Consider the following 17,652-nt stretch of genomic DNA (forward strand, 5'->3'; position numbering starts at 1 on the left):
TTCGGGGGAGAGCCTTCCGGGTTTCGCTTGTTTCACCGCCGTATCAGCGCGTTTCAGTCTCGTATTCGCGGTAAATGTTGCGATCCGGGCCGAGGCGGCATAGTCTGATTACAGACTAAGCGGTTTGGAGGTGCCCCATGTCCCGCAAGGGTGAGCAGTCCCGCGAACACATTCTCGGAAGCGCCCGCGCGCTGGTGATGGAGAAGGGCTTTGCGGGCACCTCGATCGACGACATCCTGCGCAGGGCGGGGGTGTCGAAGGGGGCCTTTTTCCATCACTTCGCCTCCAAGGCCGAATTGGCGCGTGCGCTCGTGCGCTGGCATGCGGGGCAGGATCTCGAGATGTTCCGCACCCTCGCCGCCCGCGCCGAGGCGACCCATGACGATCCCTACGACCAGCTGCTGATGTTCCTTCAGGGGTTCGAAAGCTACATTTCGAACCCCGAGCAGCCGTCGCGCGGCTGCATGTACGCGGTCTACACCTACGAGAACGCCCAGTTCGACGAGGAGGTGCGTGGCATCGTCACCGAGGTGCTGCGGGACTGGACGGCGATCTACATCCGCAAGTTCCAGGAGGTGCTGGATGTACACCCGCCGCGCATCGAGGTCAGCGCCCGGCAGCTTGCCGAGTTGGCGGTCTCGATCATCGAAGGCGCGCTGGTGCTTCAGCGTGCCTATGGCAAGCCCGACATGACCGCCCGCCAATCCCGGCATTTCCGCGAGTATCTCGCGCTGCTCTTCGACCGGCCCGCGCGTGCCGCGGTGGCCTGAACCGTTGCGGGCTTCGGCGTGAAACGAATGAAACAGCGCGCGCAATCGGCCTGAAACGCGGCCCCGTCAGAACTTCTGTCCATCGGAAGGGCACAGCGCCCGACGAGCCCAGACACTCCAATGGACAGGAGCCCAAGATGACGACCCAGACCCTCGAGAAGCCCGCCAAGACCGCCATGAACGGCGTCGACGTGCCGACCTTCCTCGCCACGCTCGGCGTGGTGGGCGAGACCCCGGACATCGCCAAGTTCACCTTCCGCGCCGACGGCGAATGGCTCTCCGGCACCCACAGCCGCACCGCCTTCACCGGCTTCCACGGTGCCATGCAGGAGATGCAGCACCGCCGCGACTACGCCGTCGAATGCGACCACCCGCAGGTGCTCTGCGGCGCGGACAACGGTGTCACCCCGGTCGAATTGCTGCTGGCGGCGCTGGCCTCCTGCATCACCGCCGGGATCGGCAACATCGCCTCGATCCGCCAGGTCAAGCTGCACGCGGTCGAGACGAAGATCGAGGGTGACATCAATCTCAATGGCATCCTCGGCCTCGACAAGAGCGTGCGCAACGGTTTCGCGGGCATCCGCATGGCGGTGAAGATCCGCGGCGACGCCCCGCAGGAGAAGCTTCGCGAGATCGTCGAGCAGTCGGTGGCCCGCTCCGCCGTCTTCGACGTGCTGAGCAACGGCGTGCCGGTCTCGGTCGAGATGGCCGCCTGACCCCGGACAGACTGCCCGCGCCGACCGGTGCGCGGGCCACGTCCCCCAAGCCCTCAATCCCCCTCATCCGAAAGGACAGATCCATGCCCCGTTTCTCCGCCCCCGCCGCCAAGCCCAGCTACGGCTCCGGTTTCGACAACGTCGCGATGCGCGACACCTTCGCCGACTTCCGCGCCTGGTGGGACCGTGCCTGCCTGCTCGCCGAAGCGCCGGTGCAGGCTCCGAAAGGCACCTCCCTGCCGATGGCCGCCTGAGCCGGGCTCTCCTCCCATCCTCCCACCCTCCCCAACGGCCCGCTGCCATTGCGCTGCGGGCCGTCTGCTTTTCACGGGCCGCGCGCCGGCGCTGAAACACTCGAAACGCGAAGGCCTGCGGCAAGACGCAGTGGCGAAACACGGCGCGGTCAATCTTGGGCAAACCCCAATGGAGTGAGCCCATGAGCACCGCAACGCGCGTTCTGATCCTTGGTGCCGGCCAGGCCGGCCTTGCCCTGAGCTGGTCGCTGTCGCGGCGCGGCATCGACCATATCCTGCTCGAACGCGGGCGGGTGGGAGAGCGCTGGCAGTCCGAGCGCTGGCCGGGGCTGCACCTTCTCACGCCGAACTGGATGAACCGGTTGCCGGGGCCGTGGGCCGAGAAGGATCCCTCGGGCTTCATCTCCGCCGCCGAGTTCGGCCAGCGGCTCGACGCCTACCGCAAGGCCATCGCCGCGCCGGTGGTGACAGGCTGCGAGGTGCAGCTGGTCGAGCGGGAAAGCGACCGCTTCCGGGTGATCGCCGGCGGTCGGCAGTGGTTCGCCCGCGCGGTGGTCATCGCCACCGGCGCATGCGATCTGCCGGCGGTTCCGGAGTGGGCCGCCGCGCTGCCGAAAGAGGTCACGCAAGTGGTGCCCACGCGCTACCGCGGTGCGCAGGCGCTGCCGCAGGGCGGGGTGCTTGTCGTCGGCGCCTCGGCCACCGGCGTGCAGCTGGCGGCCGAGATCCGCGCCTCGGGCCGTCCGGTCACGCTTGCCGTGGGCCGTCATGTGCGCTGCCCGCGCCGGTATCGCGGGCGCGAGATCTTCGATCTGCTGCAGGACAGCGGATTTCTCGATGCCCCCCGCCCGCCGGATGCCGATGCGGCGCAGCTTTTGGCGCTGCCCTCGCTGCAACTCACCGGATCGGAGGGCGGCGGGGCGCTTGGCCTCGACCGGCTCCGCGCGATGGGTGTGCGGCTGGTGGGCCGGGCGCTCGGCGCCGAGACGGGCGTGCTTCGGCTCGATCCTGCACTCGGCGCGGAGGTCGAGGCGGGGGAGCGTCGGCGGCGCAAGCTGCTCACGCATGTCGAGACCCATCTTGCGCTGTCCGGCAGCGCGCTGCCGGCGGATGCCGACGCCTGGCGCAGGCCGGAGCTGCCGCGCCACGGTCCCGAGCGGCTCGACCTGGCGGCGGCGGGCATCCGCAGCGTCATCTGGGCCACTGGCTTCCGCCGCGCCTACCCGTGGTTGCAGGTTCCGGTGCTGACCGGTGCCGGAGAGCTGGAGACCCAGGGCGGGCGCACCGCAGTGCCCGGTCTCTACGCGCTTGGCCTGCCGTTCCAGCGCCATCGTGCCTCGGCCTTCATCCACGGCGTCGGTCGCGATGCCGAGGCGCTGGCCCCGGTCATCGCCGCCGGGCTGCGCCGGGCTCTGCCACGTGCCGCCTGACCCCCTTCACACAAGGAGATTCACAATGAACATAGAAACATACGACGTACTTATCGTGGGGGCCCGCTGCGCCGGCGCGGCCACCGCCCTGCAGCTCGCCCGGCAGGGCGCGAGGGTGCTGCTGATCGACAGCGCGGCGCCGGGAAGCGACACCATGTCCACCCACGCGCTGATGCGCGGCGCGGTCATGCTGCTGGACCGCTGGGGGCTTGCCGAAGCACTGCGCGACGCGGGAACACCGCAGATCACCCGGACCAGATTCATCTACGGGACCGAGGCGATCGACATCGCCATCCGCCCGGAACAGGGGGTCGCGGCGCTCATGGCGCCACGGCGCCACCTGCTTGACCGGCTGCTCGCCGAGGCGGCCGCGGAGGCGGGCGCCGATGTGCGGTTCGAGACCGCTTGCACCGGGCTGATCGAAGACGCGCAGGGCCGGGTGCGCGGCGCGCGGCTGGCCTTGCCAGATGGCGGCACCCGCGAGGTGCGCGCAGGGCTGGTGATCGGCGCCGACGGCAAGCGCTCGCGCGTGGCCCGGCTCGCGGGGGCAGAGGTCACGCGGCGTGCGCATCACACCGTGGCCTGCACCTACCACTACGTCACGGGCCTGCCAAACCGCGGCTTTCGCTGGCATTTCGCGCCCGGCGCGGCGGGCGGGATCATCCCGACAAACGCCGGGGCAAGCTGCGTCTTCATTGCGCTGCCTCAGGGCTCCGCCTCCGAGCTGCGCCGCACGCCTCTGGCCGACCTGGCGGCGCGGCACATGCCCGCGATGTCCGAAGACCTGGCCGGCGCGGTGCCGGTCGAGGGGCGGGTGACCTTCGCGGGCCTGCCGGGCTACATGCGCCGCTGCGCCGGGCCGGGCTGGGCGCTGGTCGGCGATGCCAGTTGGTTCCGCGATCCGATCACCGCGCATGGCATCACCGACGCCTTCCGCGATGCCGAGCTGCTGTCCTCTGCGGCGAGCAGCGGCACGCTCGGCGGCTACGAGGCACTGCGCGACCACCTGTCGCTGCCGATCTTCGACCTGTCGGACCGGATCGCCAGCTTTGAGTGGTCGATGGACGAGCTGGCCGGGCTGCACAAGCACCTCAACCGTGCGATGAAAGCCAATCAGGGCTGGATCGCCGGAGCGCCTGACCCGGCGCGCCGGGTGGCCTGAGACGTCGCAAGGCCGCGCGGCGCGCCTATGCCGGGCTGCCTTGGCGCATCGGCGGAAGCGGCGGCGGTGGGACACCTGACCCGTGCAAGACAAAAAGGACCCGCCGATCTGGCGGGTCCTTCCTTTTTTTGTCCAGCGGCTGCGCGCGGCGGCTCAAAACCCGTGGGTGCGGCGAAAGACCCGGTGCCACTCGGCCTCGCGCTCGATCTCGGCCTTGGCGCCGTAACCGTGCCGGGCGCGGCGCAATCTGCGGTCCGCGCGGGGCTGCTGCAGGGCATTGTTCAACGCGTTGAGGGCTTTCATGTCATGGCTCCTTGCGTTTGGCGGTGATGCGCCAGTCTCGCGTGCCGGTCTCGCGTGCCAGTCTCGCGCGCCGGTGTTTCAGCCCGATGTCCCGCGGCGGCCCCGTGCGTATCGCGTGCAGCGCCGCCCCAGCGCGCTGCTGAAACAATCGAAACACGGCCCAACCTTGCGCGACATGCGCCTGAAACACGGGCGACCAAGACTTGGATTTCCGCCCTTGGATGAAAACCTTGCCACAGAGGTGCAAGATCCCGCATGTTTGTAGAGCATTGCATGTTCGCGCATTTTTACGGTGGGGAGCCGCGGGCTCCGGGGGAGGTTGCCATGGAGAAGTCCCTGTTCGACAAGTACGGCGGCTTTTCCGTCGTCAGCAAGATCGTCCTCGACCTCTACGACCGGCTGCTGGACGATGATGACGTGGGCCCGTTCTTCGACGAGATCGACATGGCCCGCATCGTCGATCACCAAACCAAGTTCGTCTCTTCGCTGATGGGCGGCCCGGCCTCCTACACCGACGAGCAGATCCGCAAGATGCACGCGCATCTGCGGATCGATCAAAGGCATTTCGACAAGCTCCAATCGCTGCTGCGCGCCACGCTGGCAGATCATGGCGTGGCACCCGAGGATCAGGACGCGATTCTCGGGGCCTTCGAGGCGCGGCGCCCCTTGGTGACGGAGTAACGCCATGACCATCGCCGCGATCAACGAGCAGCTGCTGCGGGCGATCGGGGTGGGGGTTGCGCTTCTCGACCTGCAGAGCCTGCGCCTGCGCTTCTGCAACGACACGTTCCGCGGCTGGTTCGGCGAGATGGAGGTGGGCTCGAACCTGCTCGAGCAGTTCCAGGACTTCGACACCGAGGCCTTGCGCGCCGCGCTCGAGGCCGAGGGCCGCTACACCACCGAGACCACCTTCCGCCTGCGCCGCCGCACGATGACCGTGGCGATGGATTTCAACCGCGCCCTCGACGAGGACGAGCCGATCGCGGTGCTGGTGTGCCAGAACATCTCGCGCATCAAGGAACTGGAGTCGATGATCGACAGCTATTCCATGATGGTCGAGCGCAACACCCGCGAGATCAAGCGCGAGAAGGAGCAGGTCGAGAAGCTGCTGCTGAACATGATGCCGCGTTCGGTCTACGAGGAATACAAGACCTTCGGCATCGTCACGCCCCGGCTCTACGATCCGGTCTCGGTGGTCTGTCTCGATTTCGTCGGCTTTTCCGATATGGTCAGCGCGCATGAGCCGGGGGTGATCGTCTCGGAGCTCAACGACATCTACACCGCTTTCGACCGCATCGGCGAGCAGTTCGGCTGCGCGCGCATCCGGGCGGTGGGCGATCTCTACATCGGTGTCGCCGGGCTGCCCGATCCCACCGACGACCACGCGCAGGCGGCCGCCAATGCCGCGATCCGTTTCATGCGCTACCTCAACCAGCGCAACGGCAGCCATCCGATCCAATGGTCCTGCCGCGTCGGCATCGCCTCGGGAGCGGTGGTCGGATCGGTGGTCGGCGTGCAGAAATACATCTACGATGTCTTCGGCCCCGCGGTGATCACCGCGAGCCAACTGCGTTACAAGGCCGAGCCGATGACCATCTCGGGCAACCGCGCGGTGGTCGAGCGGCTCGGTGACGAGTTCACCGCCGCCGAGGCGGGCAGCATCACGCTCTCGGATGGCAGCGAGGAGGCGGTCTTCCGCATCGCCGCCGAGATGCGCGCGGCGCAGGAACGCTGAGATGGCGGTGCGCTTCGATCCCTCGGTGCCGGAAGCAGGGGGCGGGCCGCAGCGGCGTCCGGCCGACATGCTGGCCGAGGTGATCGATGCGCTGTCCGAGGGTCTGGCGATCTTTGACGAGAACGCCCTGCTGCTGCGCTTCAATGCGGGGTTCGCCGAGATGAACCCGGCGGTTGCCGACCTGCTGGCCGAGGGGCTCGACTGGTCGCTGCTGCTGCGCGAATGGGTGGTGCGCGGCGGGCTTGCGCCCGAGGATGCCGAGCGGCTCAACTTCATGGAGGCCAGGCTTGCGGGGGGCGACTGGATGGTCACCCCGCTTGAGATCGAGAGCGGCGACCGCGTGACGCAGATGGTTCTGCGCAGCACCGCCGCTGGCGGCTTCGTGCTGGTTCAGACCGACGTGACCGAGCGCCGCGTTGTCGAGGAGACCGAGCGCGCGGCTGACCAGCTGGTGCGCAAGGTGCTGGAAAGCTGCCCGGCAAATATCATCATGTCGCGCGTCGGCGACGGCGAGGTGATCTACCGCTCGCCCGCCGCGACCGAACTCTTGGGCAGCGCCGAGCACACCCACGCGCATTTCGCCTCGCGCGCCGAGCGGGCCGACTTCATCACCGCAGTGCTTCCCGACGGGCGGGTCGACGACATGCCGGTGACCGGGATCCGTGCCGATGGCGCGCGGTTTCCCAGTCTGGTCTCGGCGCGGCTGATCCAGTATCGCGGCGAGGACGTGCTGGTCTCCTCGACCATCGACGTGTCGAAGGAAGTGGAGCTGCGCCGCCGACTTGCCGCGCAGCGCGAACAGATCTTCCAGGCGGAGAAGATGTCGGCGCTCGGCGAGCTCCTGGCCGGGGTGGCGCACGAGCTGAACAATCCACTCTCGGTGGTGGTAGGCCACGCGCTTATGTTGCGGGACGAGGACATCTCGGACGAGGTTCTGCGCCGGGTCGAGAAGATCTCGGATGCCGCCGAGCGCTGCGCGCGCATCGTGAAGTCCTTCCTCGCCATGGCCCGGCAGCAGCCTGCGAGGCTGGTGCCGATGGACATCGCCGAGACGGTCGAGACCGCGGTGGGCGCGCTGTCGCAAAGCGCCGAGGGGCTGGGGGCAGAGGTCTCGCTGCAGATCGCGCCGGATCTGCCGCCGGTACGCGGCGATGCGCATCAGATCGCGCAGGTGGTCATCAACCTCGTGACCAATGCCGATCAGGCCATCGGCGAAAGCGGCACTGGCGGGCGGATCGACGTATCCCTGAGCCACGACCTTGCTGCGCAGCGGGTGGTCCTGCGTGTCGCTGACGACGGGCCGGGCATCCCGAGGGACATCCGCAGCCGCATCTTCGACCCGCTTTTCACCACCAAGCCCGTCGGCTCGGGCACGGGCATCGGGCTTGCGCTCTGCCACCGTATCGTCACTGCGCATTCGGGGACGATCGCGCTGGCCGAGAGCGGTACGGGCGCGACGCTGGTGGTGCGCCTGCCGACCACCGAGGCGCGCGAGGCCGAGGGCGAAGGCGCAACCTTGGCCGCGAAGCCTGCCGGGCGCGGCGCGGTGCTGGTGGTCGACGATGAGGAGGACGTCTCGGACCTCATCCGCGAGATCCTCGGGCGCGACGGCTTCGAGGTGACGGTCGCCGGCTCGGCCGAGGCCGCGCTCGACCTTTTGGCCGGAAGAGAGTTCGCGCTGATCCTGACCGACCTCAACATGCCGGGGCTGGGCGGGCGCGGGTTCTACGAACGGCTGCTGCGTGACCGCCCGTCGATGGCCCGCCGCATGGGCTTCGTCACCGGCGACACGATGAGCCCGCAGGCGCGCGGTTTTCTCGACGGCGCCGGGCGCCCCTTCCTCGAAAAGCCCGTTGCGCCCGAAGAACTCCGCCGCCTCGCGCGCGGCATGCTGGAGGGCAACGCATGAGCGATCACGTCCTGATTTGCGACGACGAGCAGGACCTGCGCGAGATGGTCGGCGAGTACCTCGGCAAACGCGGCTATCGCACCACGCTGGCGGGCGGGGCCGACGAGTTGCGCGAGAAGCTGGCGCAGGACCGGCCCGATCTCATCCTGCTCGACATCAACATGCCCGGCGAGGACGGGCTTTCCGTGCTGCGCAGCCTGCAGGGTCCGGAGGCGCCGATGGTCATCATGCTGACCGCCGCAGGCGAGGTGATCGACCGGGTGGTCGGCCTCGAGATGGGGGCGGACGATTACCTTGCGAAACCCGTCGATCTGCGCGAGCTCGCCTCGCGGATAAAAGCGGTGCTGCGCCGGCAGACCTCGACCCCAGAAGAGGCGCCGCGCGAGCGCACGCGCTTCCGTTTTGGCAAGACATGGCTCGACCTCGACGCGGCCAAGCTCTTCGATGAAGAGGGGGTGGAGCTGCCGCTCACCGCCATGGAATTCAACCTGCTGAAGCTCTTCGCCCGCAACCGGGGCCGCGTGCTCAACCGCGACCAGATCCTCGAGGGGGCGCATGACCGTTCGTGGGATCCCTTCGACCGCTCGATCGATATCCGCATCTCGCGCATTCGCAAGAAGATCGAGGTGAACCCGGCCAAGCCCGAAGTGATCCGCACCGTGCGCGGCGTCGGCTACATCTACGATCCGGGCTGAAATGATTGAAACCATCTTGACCGGGGTCTGACACAGGCGGGAAACTCGGGGCAGAGAGACTGGCGGCATCATTCGAACATGAGGATCGCGCCATGACCCTGACCACGCAGAACATCTCTGACATCCGCGCCAGCTGGCAGGTGCTTGCCGCGGACGCCGATGCCTTCACCAGTGACTTCTACGCGGCCCTCTTCCGCCGGAACCCGGCGCTGCGCTCGCTTTTCGCGAACACCGATCTGCCCGCGCAGCGCAAGAAGCTGGTCGCGGCGCTTGCGCTGGTGGTGCGCCAGGCCGACGATCTTGCGCCGCTGCTCGCCCCCCTCGCGGACATGGGGGCCCGCCACCTCGGCTACGGCGTGAAGGAGGCCGACTATGACGCCGTGGGGGGCGCGCTGATCGAGACCATGGAGACGCACCTTCGCGCGCTCTTCACCGCCGAGGTCCGCGCGGCCTGGCTGGCCGCCTATGGCGCGGTCGCGGGCGCCATGATGGCCGGGGCCAGGGCCGCGGCCGCGCGCAAGTCGGCCTGAGGAGGCGCGGCATGCCCCGGTCACCCGCCCCCTCGATCCCGCCCGCCGCCTTTGTCGCGGCGGGGCGCCGCAAACTGGCCGCCGCCGGTCTCGCGACAGCGGCGGCCGGGGTCTTTGCCCATTGCCTCCTTTCGTTTCTCTGACCGCATTTCAGAAGGACACATCCGATGACCAAAGCCTTTGACTCCATTCTCGAGACCGTCGGAAACACCCCAATCGTCCGGATCACCAAGCTCGCCCCCGAGGGTGTCGAGCTCTTCGTCAAGCTCGAGGCTTTCAACCCCATGGGCTCGGTCAAGGACCGGCTGGCGCTGGGGATCATCGAGGCCGCCGAGGCCGACGGCTCGCTCACGCCCGGTCAGACGGTCGTCGAGGCCACGAGCGGCAACACCGGCATCGGCCTTGCCATGGTCTGCGCTGCCAAGGGCTACCCGCTGGTGGTGACCATGGCCGAGAGCTTTTCGATCGAGCGGCGCAAGCTGATGCGCTTTCTCGGTGCCAAGGTGATCCTCACCCCGGCCTCGGAGAAGGGCTCGGGGATGATCGCCAAGGCGCGCGAACTGGCCGACAAACATGGCTGGTTCCTTGCGCGCCAGTTCGAGAACGAGGCCGGGCCGGACATGCATTCACGCACCACGGCGCAGGAGATCCTCGAATGTTTCGACGATGCCCCGCTGGACTACTGGGTCAGCGGCTTCGGCACCGGCGGCACGCTCAAGGGGGTCGCGCGCAAGCTGAAGGCAGACAGCCCCTCTACCAGGATCATCGCCGCCGAGCCCGACAATTCCGCGCTGCTCGCCTCGGGCTGGTGCCAGCCCTACAACGCCGACGGCTCTCCGGCCGCCAGCCACCCCGCCTTTCGGCCGCACTTGATGCAGGGCTGGTCTCCCGATTTCGTGCCGAAGCTGGTCGACGACGTGCTGCGCGCGGACTGGATCGACGAGCTGGTGCCGGTGGCCGGCGCCGATGCCATGACCTGCGCGCAGGATCTGGCGCGCTACGAGGGCATCCTCTGCGGCACCTCGGGCGGGGCCACCTTTGCCGCCGCGCTGGACATTGCCCGGCGCGCTCCAAGGGGATCGCGCATCCTCGCCATGCTGCCCGACACCGGCGAGCGCTACCTGTCGACGCCGCTCTTCGCCGAGATCGAGGAGGTGATGAACGCCGAGGAGCTGGACATCGCCGCCTCGACCCCTCGCTTCCGCTTTGACGCGAGCGCCAGCACCCCGGCTGCGCAGGCCGCTCCGCCCGCCGTCCCGACCGAGGCGGCGCGGGCAGAGCTGGCGACGCTGATCTCGAACCCCGAGACTCCGGTGGTCTTCTTCGCGCTCGAGTGGTGCGAGTTCTGCTGGTCGGTGCGCAAGCTCTTCGCCGCGGCCGGGATCGAGTATCTGTCCGTCGATCTCGACGGCGCCGCCTATCGCCAAGACGATCGCGGCGGCGCGCTGCGCAAGGCGCTGGCCGAGAAGACCGGCGCGGTGACCATCCCGCAGATCTTCATCGGCGGTCGCCACGTCGGCGGGGCCACCGAGACCTTCGACGCCTTCAACAGTGGCGCGTTGCAGGAAATGCTGGCGGGTTTGGGGCGGCAGGTCCATACCGAGGGCATCGGCAATGCCTATGGATTCCTGCCCGCGTGGCTGCACCCTCGCAAGCCGGCGTCCGCCTGAGGAGGAGAGGACATGGAACAGATTGGCGACGCACCGAAGGTCTCGCAGGACCGGTATCGCTGGGTCATCGTCATCGCCGCCTCGATCGTGCTGGCCGTGTCGATGGGGCAGCTGGTCAACGGGCTCTCGGCCTTTTTCACGCCGCTTGAGGACAGCCAGGGCTGGAGCCGGGGCGACATCGCGCTGATCAACTCGGCGGGGCTGATCGGGCTCGCCCTAGGGGGCATCGCGATGGGCTGGCTTGCGGACCGGGTGGACACGCGCAGGGTGGTGCTGGCGGGCGCGGTGGTGACCGGGCTCTGCGTGACCGCCGCGGGCTTCACGACCGCACTCTGGCAACTCTACGCACTGTTCTTCTTGGCCGGAGCGCTTGGCGGAGGGGCGCTTTTCGCGCCGCTCTTCGCGCTTGTTGGAAGCTGGTTCCGCACCGGCGCGGGGCTGGCGATCGGCATCGTCTCGGCAGGTCAGGCCATGGGGCAGGGCGGCATTCCGCTGGCCAATGCCATGCTGATCGACGCCCTAGGCTGGCGCGGCGCCTTTGTCGCGATCGGGCTTGCCTCGCTGGTGGTCATGGTGCCGCTGGCGCTGCTGGCGCGCGCACCGAGGGCCGAGACGGCCGGTGCCGCGGCGCAGGCCGCGGAGGAGGAGCCCGCGGTCCGGCCCGCGGTCGTGGTCGTTCTGATGAGCCTCGGGGTGATCTTCTGCTGCGGCTTGATGTCGGTGCCGCTCATGCATCTTGCGCCGCTGGTCGAGCTTTGCGGCGCGAGCGGCCCGGAGGCGGGCGGCGTGCTCTTCGTGATGATGCTGACCGCCATCGCCGGCCGGGTGGCCTTTGGCAAGCTGGCGGATGTCATCGGCGCGCTGCCGGCCTATCTGGCCGCCAGCGCCTGGCAGACCGCGCTGGTCTATGTCTTCATCCAGATCGACGACATCGGCCTGTTCTACCTCTTCGCGCCGATCTACGGCTTCGGCTACGCCGGGGTCATGACCGGGGTGCTGACCACCATCCGCGCCTTGATCCCGGCGTGGTGCCGGGCCGGGGCGAGCGGCATCATCATCGCCTTTGCCTGGGGCGGGCACGGGCTTGGCGGCTGGCTTGGTGGGGCGTTTTTCGACCGGACCGGCAGCTACGACCTGACCTTCGGCGTGGCGGCGCTGGCGGGGGTGGTGAATCTGGCGCTGCTGCTCACGCTCGGGGCGCTGGTGCTGCGCGGCCGGGCAAACCCGCCCAAGCCGCTGAGGCCGGTCCACGCCTGACCGCGGCGATGGCGACGGCGCCGGACACAGGCCGTCCGGGGCCGTCGTCACATGCCGCTGCGGTCAGGGCTTGGGGATCGCGCCGCGCGGCAGCGGCGACGCGCGCCGAACCACCTCGTCCCAGCCGGGCCGGCGGGTGTAACGCACGACGAGCGATGCATCCACGGCGATGACAAGGGCGTTCAGCGTGTAAAGCCAGACGATGGGCGGCAACACACCGGTTTCGCGCCAGAGCAGCAGCTTCGAGGCGACGCCGCAGAGGTAGCCGAAGCCGATCACCAGCACGAAGGGCAGGCTTTTGCCTCGCGCCTCCCGCTGCCGCATCATCTTGTAGATCGAACAGTACCAGCCGGTCGAGAAGGCGACCAGCATGATGGCTTCCAATACCCCGGACATGTGCAGTTTCCCCTGTCAGGGAGCGCGGGCCGCTCGGCTGATGGCGTGATCGGGGAAGCTTGCGCGGCGATTGTTGCAGAACTGTTTGAAAGTGCCGCAACGCGGCGGGCGGGCAAGGGGCCCGCCGTTCGGCGGGCGCCTTGCGCCGGTTCAGAGCATCCCCGCCGCGCGCGGCAGCCAGAGCACCAGCTCAGGCACGAAGGTCAGCACCATCAGCAGCGCGATCAGGATCGCGAGGAACACCCAGACCTCGCGGATCATCTCGCTGACGGGGATGCCGTTGAGCGCCTTGATGATGAAAAGCAGGATGCCGTAGGGCGGGGTGATCAGCCCGATCATCATGTTGAAGACCAGCACCACGCCGAGATGCGTGAGATCGATCCCCAGCGCGGCCGCCGAGGGCAGGAAGAGCGGCGTGACCACCAGCATGATGGTCGAGACGTCGAGGAAGCAGCCCATCGCGAGGTAGAGCAGGTTGAGCAGGATCAGCAGCTGGATGGCGCTCAGGTCCATGCTGTCGAAGAAGGCGAAGACGCTCGCCGGGACCCGCTCGACGGTGACCACGTAGTTGAAGATGAACGCGCCGCAGAGCACGATGGTGACCACCGCGGTGGTGCGCACGGTGGCGCGGACCACGTCGAGGAACTCGCGCAGGCCCAGCACCCGGTAGGCGAAGACCGACAGCAGCAGCGCGTAGAAGGCCGAGACCGCGGCAGCCTCTGTCGGGGTGAAGACGCCGGTGTAGATGCCGCCCAGCAGGATCGCCGGCATCATCAGCGCCGGGGCGGCGCGCAGGAAGACGAGGGGGAAGGTCCGCCAGGGGATCGCCGCCTCGACCGGGAAGCCGCGGACCTTGGCCATGATCATCACCGAGACGCCCAGCACGACGACCAGAAGCAGCGCCGGCACCACGCCGCCGAGGAAGAGCGCGCCGACCGAGGTCGAGGAGATCAGCGCGTAGAACACCATGGGAATCGACGGCGGGAAGATCGGCCCGATCACCGCCGAGGTCGCGGTGATCGCCCCGGCAAAGCCGCGCGGATAGCGCCCGTCCTTTGTCATCATGTCGGTGATCACCTTGCCGACTCCCGCCGCGTCCGAGATCGCCGAGCCCGACATGCCCGAGAAGATCAGCGAGGTCAGGATGTTGACCTGCGCCAACCCGCCTGGCACCCGGCCCACCAGCGCCAGCGCGAAGGTCAGCAGCCGGTCAGACACCTTGCCCGCGTTCATGATGTTGGCGGCGAAGATGAACAGCGGCACCGCCAGGGCGACGAAGTTGCCGAAGACCCCGTTCAGCACGTTCTCGGCGGCAAGACCGATATCGCGCCCGGCCATCAGCAGGTAGAAAACACTCGAGACGATCATCGCGAGCCCCATCGGAAGCCCGGCCACGGTGGTCATCACCAGCAGCCCGATCATCAGCAGCAAGGCGTTGTCGGCGAAGAATTCCATTGAGTTCCCTTGGAGTCTGAGGGGCTCTTGTCAGAGCGCGTCGCGCCAGTGCGGCCCGAAGAGGCGCAGCAGGCGGCCGAGCATCTTCAGCGCCAGGCCGACGACGAAGAGCAGGTAACATCCGTAGATCCAGTGCATGGGCAGGCGCAGCACCGGGCTCTTCTTGCGGGTGAGGAAGTCGAGGTAGTCGAGCGTCGGCAGGAACAGCAGCGCGAAGGCGACGAGCGCGACGATCATGGTGAAGATCGCCATTGCCCGCTGCACGCGGGGCGAGACCACGTCATAGACCACGTCGAAGGTGACATGCTCGCGGATCGGCACGAGGAAGGCCGCGGCCCAGAACACCGTCCAGATGAAGGCGATCATCACGAACTCCTCGGTCCAGACGAGGGGGGCGCCCATCACATAGCGGAAGAAAATCTGCACGATGAACCCGGCGAAGGCGGCAAGGAAGAGCCCGATGCCAACCACGTCGGCCGCCCGCGAGAGCAGGCGGCCAAGGGTCTCGATCGTGCCGCGCCGGGCTGTCTCGGGCTTCGCCCCGGATCCGGAGGCCATGCGCGCCGTCATGGCGGATCACTCCGCCAGCGCGTTGATCTTCTCGGCCCAGCCTTCGGGCCAGTCGGCCGAACGGTCGGAGCTGAAGTAGACCTCCTGCACGTGGCTGCGGAAGGCGTCCACGTCTGGTTCCGTCACCTGCAGCCCCTCGGACTTGAAGAAGTCCACCAGCCGCTCCTCGTTGGCAACGCGCTCGGCGTTGTTCCAGTCGCAGGAGGCCACGGCAGCCTCGGTCATCGCGGTCTTTTCCTCGTCCGAGAGCTTGTCCCAAGTCTCGTTGTTGATCGCGATGTTGATGCCGTCGACAAGGTGGCTGGTCAGTACGATCTGCTCGGTGACCTCGTAGAACTTCGCGGCCTCGACGGTGGGCAGCGGGTTGTCCTGCGCATCGATCGTGCCGGTCTGCAGGCCGAGGTAGACCTCGCCGAAGGGCAGCGGCGTCGGCGCGGCGCCTAGTGCGCTGCCAAGGAACAGCCAGGCGTCGGAGCCGGGCATGCGCAGCTTCAGCCCGTCAAGATCGGCCGGGGTCTGCACGTCGCGCGCCTTGCGCAGGTTCAGTTGGCGGGTGCCAAGATAGCAGGTGTCGAGCAGCTGCACGTCCATTTCGTCCGACACGGTCTGCTTGAACTCGGCGCCGATGTCCGAGGCAAGGAAGGCGCGGTAGTGCTCGGGGCTCTGGAACAGGTAGCCGGCGGTCAGCAGCCCGTAGGCGGGAATGGCGTCGGCGATGAGCTGGTACGACAGGTAGGTCATCTCGGCGTTGCCGCGTTGCAGCGCGTCGAGGTCGGCACCCTGTGCGAAAAGCGAGCCCGAGTCGTAGATCTGCACGTCGAAACGGCCGGGCGCGCGCTTTTCCAGTTCGTCCTTGAACACCTGCATCGCTTTGGTGTGCAGGTCGCTGGGCACCGATGCGGTTGTATACTTGATCTCGATCTGATCGGCGGCGAGCGCCGGGGTCGCCAGCGCGGTGCCAAGGGCAAGCGCGGTCAGCGTGCGTGTGAATGTCATGTCAGTCCTCCCTGAATTCCGTTTAAGGATTTTCGCCGCTTTGCCAATGGCCGGACCCTCCTCCGGCGGCGATTGCTGAAGACTTTACAAAGCACAGGGGCCTATGTAAACACTGATTGTATCAGTTATGGGATTATTGAAACAACCAGTACAACAGGGCTGGTTGTCCCGTGAAATGGAGGAGAGTGGGATGCGTGCTGGGTCGGATTTCAGGGGGGTGGTCGGCGCCGCGGTGACGCCGGTCACGGCGGCGCTCGAGATCGATGTGCCGCGCCTCCTTGCGCATTGCGAGGCAATGCTCGGGGCGGGCTGTGCCTTCACCTCGGCCTTCGGCACCACTGGCGAGGGCGCATCGCTCTCCACCGATCAGAAGATCGCCGCGCTGACGGAAATGAAGGCGGCGGGCCACGACATGGCGCGGCAGGTGCCGGGCATCATCTCGGCAGCGGTCGAGGATGCGGCGCGGCTCTACCGGGCTTGTGCCGATCTCGGATGCCGCGCGGCGTTGATCATCCCGCCGTTCTACTACACGCCCTCCTCGGAAGCGGCGGTGGCCGAATTCTACGCCGCCGTCGCCGAGAAGGCGGGACATCCGGGGCTCGACATCGTGCTCTACAATTTTCCGCACTTCTCTGGCGTGACCTTCACGCCGTCGCTGGTGCGCGCGGTGCAGGCGCGACTGGGCGATCTGGTGATCGGCATCAAGGACTCCACCGGCAACCTCGAAGGCGGGCTCGAGCTGATCCGCGCCTTTCCCGATCTGTCGATCTTCACCGGCGACGACCGCATCCTGACGCGCATGGTCGCGGCGGGCGGCGCGGGGATGATCGGCGGGCTGGTGAACCTTTTCCCGGCCGACAGCGTCACGCTTTGCGGTGGCAATGTGGACGCGGCTTTCGAGAAACGCGCGGCGATGCGGATCGAGGCGGTTGACGCTCACGGCGGGCTCGTGGTTCTGAAGGCGCTCGTGGCGGCCCGCTACGGCGACGACGGCTACCGCCGCACCGTGCCGCCGCTTGCGCCGCTGGAGGCCGGGATGAGCGCGCGCCTCGCGGAAGAGCTGGGGTTCACGGGCGCGACGCTCTGAGCCGCGGCACAACAGGACGACAGGAGACAGCTGATGCCGGGCAACCGCGCCGAGGACACCCAGAAGCGCCACGACGGGCGCGTCCGGCAATCGGGCTACGAGCAGTTCCAGAAGGCGCTGCTCGACGGTCGTCTGCGGCCCGGCCAGCTGGTCAGCCAGCGCGATCTCGTCGCCATGCTCGGCCTGTCGATCGGGGCGCTGCGCGAGCTCCTGCCGCGGCTCGGATCCGAAGGGCTTATCAACGTGCTGCCGCAGCGCGGGATCCAGATCCCGGCGATCGACCTGCCGTTGATCCGCGATGCCTTCCAGATGCGGGCCGCGCTGGAGCGCGAGGCGGTGCTCCACGCGGTGCGGACCATGCCCGACGCGGTCATCCGCGAGCAGCTCGACCTGCACCGAGAGGTGCTTGCGCAGGTCAAGGCCGATCCCAGCGAGGCGGTGCTGGAACGCGGCCAGGAGATCGACACGAATTTTCATGCGCTGCTGATCGCCTCGACCAAGAACGAGCTGATCCTCTCGGCCTATGACATCAACTCGATCCGCATCCGGCTGATCAAGCTCGACCGGATCCGCCTCAGCCCGGTGACCCTGCCTGCTGCCTTCGCCGACCACATCGCGGTGATCGAGGCGCTGCTGGCGCGCGATCCGGTGGCGGCGACGGCGGCGATGGACCGCCATATCGCGAATGCCCGCGAGCGCGCGCTCGAGATCTGAACT

20 protein-coding genes and 1 pseudogene are annotated in these 17,652 nt (G+C 68.0%); 16 read left to right on the forward strand and 5 right to left on the reverse strand.

Annotation, left to right across the window (positions count from 1 at the left end; genetic code table 11):
- Positions 1-137 precede the first annotated feature (137 nt).
- The 5 genes from IQ782_RS11495 to IQ782_RS11515 all read left to right on the forward strand — a co-directional run bounded on the left by IQ782_RS11495 (position 138) and on the right by IQ782_RS11515 (position 4,332).
- Positions 138-770, forward strand: a complete 633-nt coding sequence (locus tag IQ782_RS11495; RefSeq protein ID WP_194134775.1) for a TetR/AcrR family transcriptional regulator — start codon at positions 138-140, stop codon at positions 768-770.
- A gap of 137 nt (positions 771-907) precedes the next feature.
- Positions 908-1,486, forward strand: a complete 579-nt coding sequence (locus tag IQ782_RS11500; RefSeq protein WP_194134776.1) for an OsmC family protein — start codon at positions 908-910, stop codon at positions 1,484-1,486.
- An 83-nt stretch (positions 1,487-1,569) separates the two neighbouring features.
- Positions 1,570-1,740: a hypothetical protein gene (locus IQ782_RS11505; RefSeq protein WP_194134777.1), complete on the forward strand. Its 171-nt coding sequence runs from the start codon at positions 1,570-1,572 to the stop codon at positions 1,738-1,740.
- A 182-nt stretch (positions 1,741-1,922) separates the two neighbouring features.
- Positions 1,923-3,170 (forward strand): flavin-containing monooxygenase, encoded by a 1,248-nt coding sequence (locus IQ782_RS11510; protein ID WP_194134778.1) that lies wholly within the window; start codon positions 1,923-1,925, stop codon positions 3,168-3,170.
- A gap of 25 nt (positions 3,171-3,195) precedes the next feature.
- Positions 3,196-4,332 carry an FAD-dependent oxidoreductase gene (locus IQ782_RS11515; RefSeq protein ID WP_194134779.1) on the forward strand — a complete coding sequence of 379 codons (1,137 nt, stop codon included), beginning with the start codon at positions 3,196-3,198 and terminating at the stop codon, positions 4,330-4,332.
- A 153-nt stretch (positions 4,333-4,485) separates the two neighbouring features.
- Here IQ782_RS11515 and IQ782_RS11520 read toward each other — a convergent pair whose 3' ends face one another.
- Positions 4,486-4,635, reverse strand: coding sequence for a hypothetical protein (locus IQ782_RS11520; protein WP_194134780.1), 150 nt, complete (start codon positions 4,633-4,635; stop codon positions 4,486-4,488).
- Positions 4,636-4,959: 324 nt separating this feature from the next.
- Here IQ782_RS11520 and IQ782_RS11525 point away from each other — a divergent pair, with 324 nt between their 5' ends.
- The 9 genes and pseudogenes from IQ782_RS11525 to IQ782_RS11555 all read left to right on the forward strand — a co-directional run bounded on the left by IQ782_RS11525 (position 4,960) and on the right by IQ782_RS11555 (position 12,431).
- Positions 4,960-5,316 (forward strand): group I truncated hemoglobin, encoded by a 357-nt coding sequence (locus tag IQ782_RS11525; protein WP_194134781.1) that lies wholly within the window; start codon positions 4,960-4,962, stop codon positions 5,314-5,316.
- Between the two features lie 4 nt (positions 5,317-5,320).
- Positions 5,321-6,370 (forward strand): adenylate/guanylate cyclase domain-containing protein, encoded by a 1,050-nt coding sequence (locus IQ782_RS11530; RefSeq protein WP_194134782.1) that lies wholly within the window; start codon positions 5,321-5,323, stop codon positions 6,368-6,370.
- A 1-nt stretch (position 6,371) separates the two neighbouring features.
- On the forward strand, positions 6,372-8,279 hold the full coding sequence (locus IQ782_RS11535) for a hybrid sensor histidine kinase/response regulator (RefSeq protein ID WP_194134783.1): 1,908 nt from the start codon (positions 6,372-6,374) through the stop codon (positions 8,277-8,279).
- Positions 8,276-8,974, forward strand: a complete 699-nt coding sequence (locus tag IQ782_RS11540; RefSeq protein WP_194134784.1) for a response regulator — start codon at positions 8,276-8,278, stop codon at positions 8,972-8,974. The genes IQ782_RS11535 and IQ782_RS11540 overlap by 4 nt, the downstream gene beginning before the upstream one ends.
- Positions 8,975-9,066: 92 nt before the next feature.
- Positions 9,067-9,504, forward strand: coding sequence for a globin domain-containing protein (locus IQ782_RS11545; protein ID WP_194134785.1), 438 nt, complete (start codon positions 9,067-9,069; stop codon positions 9,502-9,504).
- An 11-nt stretch (positions 9,505-9,515) separates the two neighbouring features.
- Positions 9,516-9,647: a hypothetical protein gene (locus IQ782_RS30180; RefSeq protein ID WP_277347848.1), complete on the forward strand. Its 132-nt coding sequence runs from the start codon at positions 9,516-9,518 to the stop codon at positions 9,645-9,647.
- A 24-nt stretch (positions 9,648-9,671) separates the two neighbouring features.
- Positions 9,672-10,709, forward strand: a pseudogene (locus IQ782_RS11550) (PLP-dependent cysteine synthase family protein); the annotation flags it as partial.
- A 108-nt stretch (positions 10,710-10,817) separates the two neighbouring features.
- Positions 10,818-11,174, forward strand: a complete 357-nt coding sequence (locus tag IQ782_RS29765; protein ID WP_338092577.1) for a glutaredoxin domain-containing protein — start codon at positions 10,818-10,820, stop codon at positions 11,172-11,174.
- A 12-nt stretch (positions 11,175-11,186) separates the two neighbouring features.
- A complete protein-coding gene (locus tag IQ782_RS11555) occupies positions 11,187-12,431 on the forward strand; it encodes an MFS transporter (protein ID WP_194134787.1) in 1,245 nt (414 codons plus the stop codon).
- A gap of 63 nt (positions 12,432-12,494) precedes the next feature.
- Here IQ782_RS11555 and IQ782_RS11560 read toward each other — a convergent pair whose 3' ends face one another.
- The 4 genes from IQ782_RS11560 to IQ782_RS11575 form a co-directional block, all read right to left on the reverse strand.
- Entirely contained in the window at positions 12,495-12,827 is a 333-nt protein-coding gene (locus IQ782_RS11560; protein ID WP_194134788.1) for a hypothetical protein, read from the reverse strand.
- A 150-nt stretch (positions 12,828-12,977) separates the two neighbouring features.
- The gene (locus tag IQ782_RS11565) at positions 12,978-14,282 is read right to left on the reverse strand and encodes a TRAP transporter large permease (protein ID WP_194134789.1); all 1,305 of its coding nucleotides are present in this window, start codon (positions 14,280-14,282) and stop codon (positions 12,978-12,980) included.
- A 30-nt stretch (positions 14,283-14,312) separates the two neighbouring features.
- Positions 14,313-14,840 (reverse strand): TRAP transporter small permease, encoded by a 528-nt coding sequence (locus IQ782_RS11570; RefSeq protein ID WP_194134790.1) that lies wholly within the window; start codon positions 14,838-14,840, stop codon positions 14,313-14,315.
- A gap of 18 nt (positions 14,841-14,858) precedes the next feature.
- Positions 14,859-15,848, reverse strand: a complete 990-nt coding sequence (locus tag IQ782_RS11575; RefSeq protein ID WP_194134791.1) for a sialic acid TRAP transporter substrate-binding protein SiaP — start codon at positions 15,846-15,848, stop codon at positions 14,859-14,861.
- Positions 15,849-16,038: 190 nt separating this feature from the next.
- Here IQ782_RS11575 and IQ782_RS11580 point away from each other — a divergent pair, with 190 nt between their 5' ends.
- Both IQ782_RS11580 and IQ782_RS11585 read left to right on the forward strand, forming a co-directional pair.
- Positions 16,039-16,935, forward strand: a complete 897-nt coding sequence (locus IQ782_RS11580) for a dihydrodipicolinate synthase family protein (RefSeq protein WP_194134792.1) — start codon at positions 16,039-16,041, stop codon at positions 16,933-16,935.
- A 33-nt stretch (positions 16,936-16,968) separates the two neighbouring features.
- Positions 16,969-17,649: a GntR family transcriptional regulator gene (locus IQ782_RS11585; RefSeq protein ID WP_194134793.1), complete on the forward strand. Its 681-nt coding sequence runs from the start codon at positions 16,969-16,971 to the stop codon at positions 17,647-17,649.
- The last annotated feature ends 3 nt before the right edge of the window (positions 17,650-17,652 follow it).

Origin of the sequence: Salipiger mangrovisoli, from assembly GCF_015223355.1 — a bacterium.
Classification (GTDB): domain Bacteria; phylum Pseudomonadota; class Alphaproteobacteria; order Rhodobacterales; family Rhodobacteraceae; genus Salipiger; species Salipiger mangrovisoli.

Coding starts and splice junctions, on each gene's coding strand:
- IQ782_RS11495 (WP_194134775.1), top strand. CDS start 138: ATGTCCCGCAAGGGTGAGCAGTCCCGCGAACACATTCTCGGAAGCGCC.
- IQ782_RS11500 (WP_194134776.1), top strand. CDS start 908: ATGACGACCCAGACCCTCGAGAAGCCCGCCAAGACCGCCATGAACGGC.
- IQ782_RS11505 (WP_194134777.1), top strand. CDS start 1,570: ATGCCCCGTTTCTCCGCCCCCGCCGCCAAGCCCAGCTACGGCTCCGGT.
- IQ782_RS11510 (WP_194134778.1), top strand. CDS start 1,923: ATGAGCACCGCAACGCGCGTTCTGATCCTTGGTGCCGGCCAGGCCGGC.
- IQ782_RS11515 (WP_194134779.1), top strand. CDS start 3,196: ATGAACATAGAAACATACGACGTACTTATCGTGGGGGCCCGCTGCGCC.
- IQ782_RS11520 (WP_194134780.1), bottom strand. CDS start 4,635: ATGAAAGCCCTCAACGCGTTGAACAATGCCCTGCAGCAGCCCCGCGCG.
- IQ782_RS11525 (WP_194134781.1), top strand. CDS start 4,960: ATGGAGAAGTCCCTGTTCGACAAGTACGGCGGCTTTTCCGTCGTCAGC.
- IQ782_RS11530 (WP_194134782.1), top strand. CDS start 5,321: ATGACCATCGCCGCGATCAACGAGCAGCTGCTGCGGGCGATCGGGGTG.
- IQ782_RS11535 (WP_194134783.1), top strand. CDS start 6,372: ATGGCGGTGCGCTTCGATCCCTCGGTGCCGGAAGCAGGGGGCGGGCCG.
- IQ782_RS11540 (WP_194134784.1), top strand. CDS start 8,276: ATGAGCGATCACGTCCTGATTTGCGACGACGAGCAGGACCTGCGCGAG.
- IQ782_RS11545 (WP_194134785.1), top strand. CDS start 9,067: ATGACCCTGACCACGCAGAACATCTCTGACATCCGCGCCAGCTGGCAG.
- IQ782_RS30180 (WP_277347848.1), top strand. CDS start 9,516: ATGCCCCGGTCACCCGCCCCCTCGATCCCGCCCGCCGCCTTTGTCGCG.
- IQ782_RS11555 (WP_194134787.1), top strand. CDS start 11,187: ATGGAACAGATTGGCGACGCACCGAAGGTCTCGCAGGACCGGTATCGC.
- IQ782_RS11560 (WP_194134788.1), bottom strand. CDS start 12,827: ATGTCCGGGGTATTGGAAGCCATCATGCTGGTCGCCTTCTCGACCGGC.
- IQ782_RS11565 (WP_194134789.1), bottom strand. CDS start 14,282: ATGGAATTCTTCGCCGACAACGCCTTGCTGCTGATGATCGGGCTGCTG.
- IQ782_RS11570 (WP_194134790.1), bottom strand. CDS start 14,840: ATGGCCTCCGGATCCGGGGCGAAGCCCGAGACAGCCCGGCGCGGCACG.
- IQ782_RS11575 (WP_194134791.1), bottom strand. CDS start 15,848: ATGACATTCACACGCACGCTGACCGCGCTTGCCCTTGGCACCGCGCTG.
- IQ782_RS11580 (WP_194134792.1), top strand. CDS start 16,039: ATGCGTGCTGGGTCGGATTTCAGGGGGGTGGTCGGCGCCGCGGTGACG.
- IQ782_RS11585 (WP_194134793.1), top strand. CDS start 16,969: ATGCCGGGCAACCGCGCCGAGGACACCCAGAAGCGCCACGACGGGCGC.